The 4,357-nt window shown below is 60.1% G+C and carries 3 protein-coding genes and 2 pseudogenes; 2 read left to right on the plus strand and 3 right to left on the minus strand.

Annotated elements, in window-relative coordinates:
- Nucleotides 1-173: 173 nt before the first annotated feature.
- Nucleotides 174-852: pseudogene (locus JOY90_RS09605) on the minus strand (IS5 family transposase); the annotation flags it as partial.
- A 63-nt stretch (nt 853-915) separates the two neighbouring features.
- Here JOY90_RS09605 and JOY90_RS09610 point away from each other — a divergent pair.
- Both JOY90_RS09610 and JOY90_RS09615 read left to right on the plus strand, forming a co-directional pair.
- Nucleotides 916-1,391 (plus strand): annotated as a pseudogene (locus JOY90_RS09610) (tyrosine-type recombinase/integrase); the annotation flags it as partial.
- Nucleotides 1,392-1,455: 64 nt separating this feature from the next.
- Nucleotides 1,456-1,872 (plus strand): hypothetical protein, encoded by a 417-nt coding sequence (locus JOY90_RS09615; protein ID WP_291690902.1) that lies wholly within the window; start codon nt 1,456-1,458, stop codon nt 1,870-1,872.
- A 499-nt stretch (nt 1,873-2,371) separates the two neighbouring features.
- Here the strand turns inward: JOY90_RS09615 and JOY90_RS09620 are convergent, their stop codons facing one another.
- Both JOY90_RS09620 and JOY90_RS09625 read right to left on the minus strand, forming a co-directional pair.
- Nucleotides 2,372-3,358 carry an ABC transporter substrate-binding protein gene (locus tag JOY90_RS09620; protein WP_291690903.1) on the minus strand — a complete coding sequence of 329 codons (987 nt, stop codon included), beginning with the start codon at nt 3,356-3,358 and terminating at the stop codon, nt 2,372-2,374.
- A gap of 429 nt (nt 3,359-3,787) precedes the next feature.
- Nucleotides 3,788-4,357 (minus strand): transposase (locus tag JOY90_RS09625; RefSeq protein ID WP_291690904.1); only part of this gene is annotated, 570 nt, incomplete at its 5' end.

The raw sequence follows: 4,357 nt of genomic DNA on the forward strand, positions 1-4,357 counted from the left end.
CCCTCCGGGTACACTGAGTTCTCCGATGGGCCAATTCTCATGATTCGCCCGACCAGCAAGGATCGGCCGAGTGAACGCCTTTAGCTCGGCGCGTCGGCCCAAAAGCCTCACAAAATCGCGTGCGTAAAAACAGAAAGTTTATCAGCAGACTCAAGACGATTGTCCGCTCGGCCTCGCTTGAAATCCTTGAGCCGGCAGAAGCAACGCTCGATGACGTTGCGCCCTTTATAGGCCCGCTTGCTGAAGCGATGGAGCGCAATCCTGTTGGACTTGTTTGGAATGACAGGCTTGGCGCCGCGGTTGACGATCTCGGCGCGAAAGCCGTCGGCATCGTATGCTTTGTCCGCAATGAGGGTCGACATGGGTGGCGCGAGCTTCAGCAGGGCCAATCCCGCGGCAACATCTGCGTCTTGCCCCGGAGTGAGATGAAATGCCCGAGGCCTGCAATTACGATCCGTCAGCGCGTGGATTTTCGTGGTCCGTCCACCACGCGAGCGGCCGATCGCCTGTTGATGCTCCCCCCATTTCCGCCGCTTGCCGAGCGATGCGCCTTGATCGAGGTGGAGTCGATAGACAGAGACACGCGCCGTCCTTGCCGCAGTGGGCGAGCGCTTCGAAGATCGCCTGCCAATGTCCGCGCTTGGCCCAGCGATCGAACCGGTTGTAGATCGTCGTGTAAGGACCATCGTCCGGCGGGCAATCGCGCCAGCGTGCCCCGCACTGAAGCATATAAATGATACCGCTGATGATGCGTCGATCGTCATTGCGCGCCGGGCCGGTCTGGTTCGTAGGAAGGTGCGGCTCTATTTGAGCCCACTGCTTATCGCTAAGCCAGAACAGTCCTTTACGCATCGAACCACGTTGGGCCGAATCAAATTCGGCCCAATAGAATCAGAATATGCTAATTGGGTACAGACCCTAGTGTTTCCGGGCCTGCGCAGCGTGAAGCGACCGATCAGCGAGAATACCATGAACGGCGCGCTGCGGCGCATCGGGTTCTCGCAGGAGGAAGCCACCGCACACGGCTTCCGCTCGACGTTCTCCACGCTGGCCAACGAAAGCGGAAATGGAGCGTCAACGCCATCGAGGCGGCGCTGGCGCACATCGAACCAAACGCGGTGCGCCGGGCCTATGCGCGCGGCGACTATTGGGATGAGCGCGTGAAGATGATGCAGTGGTGGGCCGACTATCTCGACACGTTGCGGCGGGTACGCGCGTGGTGCCCTTCAAAGCGGCATGAGCGTGATTCGGACCAGCGGAGGCAGCAGCCCCACCGGGTTCCCCACCTCTCCACAGAGGCGCGCGAGATTGCAGCGCGCACGTCAAATGTCCGCGATGGCCCTCGCGGGGCCACCTTCAATAAGCCCGATCATTTTACTCCATTTCGCTGATCGACTTAGCCTCCGCAGCTCTCATTTCGATCAAGAGATGGTCCGTTCGGCCTCGGGCCGAATGATGGCCATTCTCGCAAAGAAGGGGATCGAGACAGCGCGAGCAGCAAGGGCTGTAGAAGAAACGCTGGATTTGGCGGCATTAGCAAATTTGGCAGAACTTCGGAGAGGTATGGCTCGCCGTCGTATCGATGTAGGTCAGCGTGCCGGCGAAGAGTTGTGCCGAGGACTCGATTCCTTCGTCGGCGAAGTGGCTCAGCTACCCCCGAGTTCCAAGTATCTGCTGAACCAATCTATACTGCGCCCACTCGCGTGCGGTTTTTTCGACACCAGCATATTCTTCTCAGTGCTGGATGCGATTGCCGCCACCTTGCCGGGCCTTTCCCCCAAGGTACGCGCCGACGCCGCCTACGCTGCGCTGTTCGAGGGCGACGGAGTAAATCCAGAACCGAGCACACAATCCAGCCCACAGTTGCTTTGAGAGGATCTCGATGCCGAAACCAGGCGCAAATGTGAAATGGCGATCGAGACAAAACTGCCGACGGACATCTCGCTTTTCAGGAAACTCGCCGAAGAATTCCGAACCCCCGCACATTCGTTCACGCGCGGGGCACCTCCGGCGCTCCTTCGCGACTATGCGAGATTCGTCGATCGCATCTGGCACAAGCTCGGTAATTATCAGAGGGCGTCGACGATACGATTTCGGTCCAGCAAAAGTCAGCTCAGCGCATTCGCGGAGTTCGCCAACGAAGCTCTCGAAGCGGTCGGGATTGAGTCACGCGTGTCTGACAGGCAAATTAGGCAGGCTCTCGGAGAGCGGAAAAAGCGACTGTATCGGTAGCTCAATGTAACGCATTGATTCGACTTAGTTATACCCAGCCCTTTTTGACCTGCCACCGAAGTTTCATCCAGCATCGTTTAGAGTCCTGTTGGGACCTGTCAATATCCGAGATGGGCCAAGAGTGTTGACATTGGTCACTTTACTCGATCACTTCGTCGGCGCGCACAACCAGCGTCGGCGCAACGGTAAGACCGATGGCACGTGCGGTTTTGAGATTGATGGCAAGATCGAATTTTGTAGGCTGCTCGACAGGCAAGTCACTCGGCTTCGCGCCTTTGAGAATGCGGTCCACGTAGTACGCCACGCGGCGATAGGTGGCGACGAGGTTTGGACCATAGGATGCCAAGCCCCCGACCTTGACACCATCGTTCGAAAAAAACAGCGTTGGCAACCCACTCTGCAGAGCGAGCTTAGCGATCCGATCGGCCGAGGAGTTCATGATTGGCGCCGGTAGCAGAAGAACGGCCGACGCGGACTCTCTTGTTGCCGCCTCGAACGCTTTGTCAAAATCGGCAGGCTCGCTTGTCTCGAGAATTTGCAGCTCAACCCCGATGGTTTTAGCAAGCTCTTGAGTCTCAGTCAGCGAGAATTTTGAGCCCGGATCGTTTGGATTCGTAAACACGGCGACTTTGACCATTGCCGGCACAAGCTCTTTTAGCAATTCGAAGCGCTTGCCTGAGACCTCGGGGCCGAGAATGCTTACGCCCGTGATATTCCCGCCGGGTCGCGCGAGGCTTTCCACAAATCCGAGGCCGACCGGATTACTGCTCACAGTAACTATCGGAATGCTACTCGTCTGCCGCCGCACCGCGCGCGTGGCTTGCGATCCCGAGGCAAAGATGAGTTCGAACCTTTCCGCTACCGACTCGGCCGCGAGTTGATCGAGCCGATCAGCGTGTTCGGCCGCCCCCTTGTATTCGAGAAGCAGGTCCTGCCCAACTACGTAACCGTAGACGGGCAGCTCCTGAAGAAACGCGTTTTCGGTTTCCGAGGGTTCTGCGTTTGGCGAAAGCATCCCGACCCTATGCACGAGCTTCGTAGCTTCCGCCCACGCGATTGCCGGCGACGCGATCGTAGCTGCGCCCAAGACGACGACCATCCTTCGCCGCGCGATGAGGACCGCCATGCCACCTCCAGTGGCGCAAGCTTCCGTCGCGGCTGTGACACTATGATGTCAGGTCGCGCGGAAGGAGCCGTCCATGTGCAGGTTTTTGGATGCCGCATGACGAGACCCACCGCTTGCTGAGGTGGCCGGCGTCCAAAAAGCGCCAAGGCACGAAGTCGCGGGAAGTTTGGCACCGGCAGGGCAGCGGGCGCTAGGGGGATTTGATCCGGGCGCCGACCTTGGTGGTGAACGTCACGGAGGGAGGAAGGGACCTGCGGATGGACGCGCAGGCGACGCCGCGAGCGTAGAACGGGCATCTGAGCGCGGGCTCGGAGTGCGCTAACGGCCACTCGGCGCGTTGAAGGCCGTGAGCGGATCGAGCGGGATCGCTGCCGGCGCGGAGCCAGCGCATCGGAAAAGGACAGCTGCATGGCCGGTTGGAGGTCTGGCTCATGATGTGTCGATCCTGCCCGGCGTGGGACGCCACCTCGGCTCACAGCCGCGGGCGAACACTTCGATCACGATCATACGGGCGCCGCAGCGTGGGCATGGGCAAGGCAGCGCGTGTGGCGTTTCCGTCGCGATATCCGGTTGCTCGTGCGGGTCGGCGGCAGGCGGGACGACATCGAGGAGTGCGCGGGCGATCGCGATGTTCGCGGCCCGGTTGGCGTTGGCAAGGAGCCCGTAGTGGCGGATGCGGTGGAAGCCCTTGGGCAGCACGTGCATCAGGAAGCGTCTGATGAACTCGTGCGGGTGAAGCCGCATGGTCTTCCAGCGCTCTTGGCCGTTGACGCGGTAGTCCTTCCAGCGGAACGCAATGGCGCCGTCGTCGGCGGCAACGAGGCGGCGGTTTGAGATCGCGACCCGATGGGTATAGCGGGAGAGATAGCGCAGCACCTGTTTGGGCCCCGCGAACGGCGCCTTGCAATAGACCACCCACTTGATGCGCCGCAGCGGGGCGATGAAACGCTTGAAGGTGCTCTTGTCGGCAAGCCCGGCATGCGTGTTGAAGAACGTCAG

The organism is Bradyrhizobium sp. (genome assembly GCF_019242285.1).
Lineage (GTDB): Bacteria > Pseudomonadota > Alphaproteobacteria > Rhizobiales > Xanthobacteraceae > Bradyrhizobium.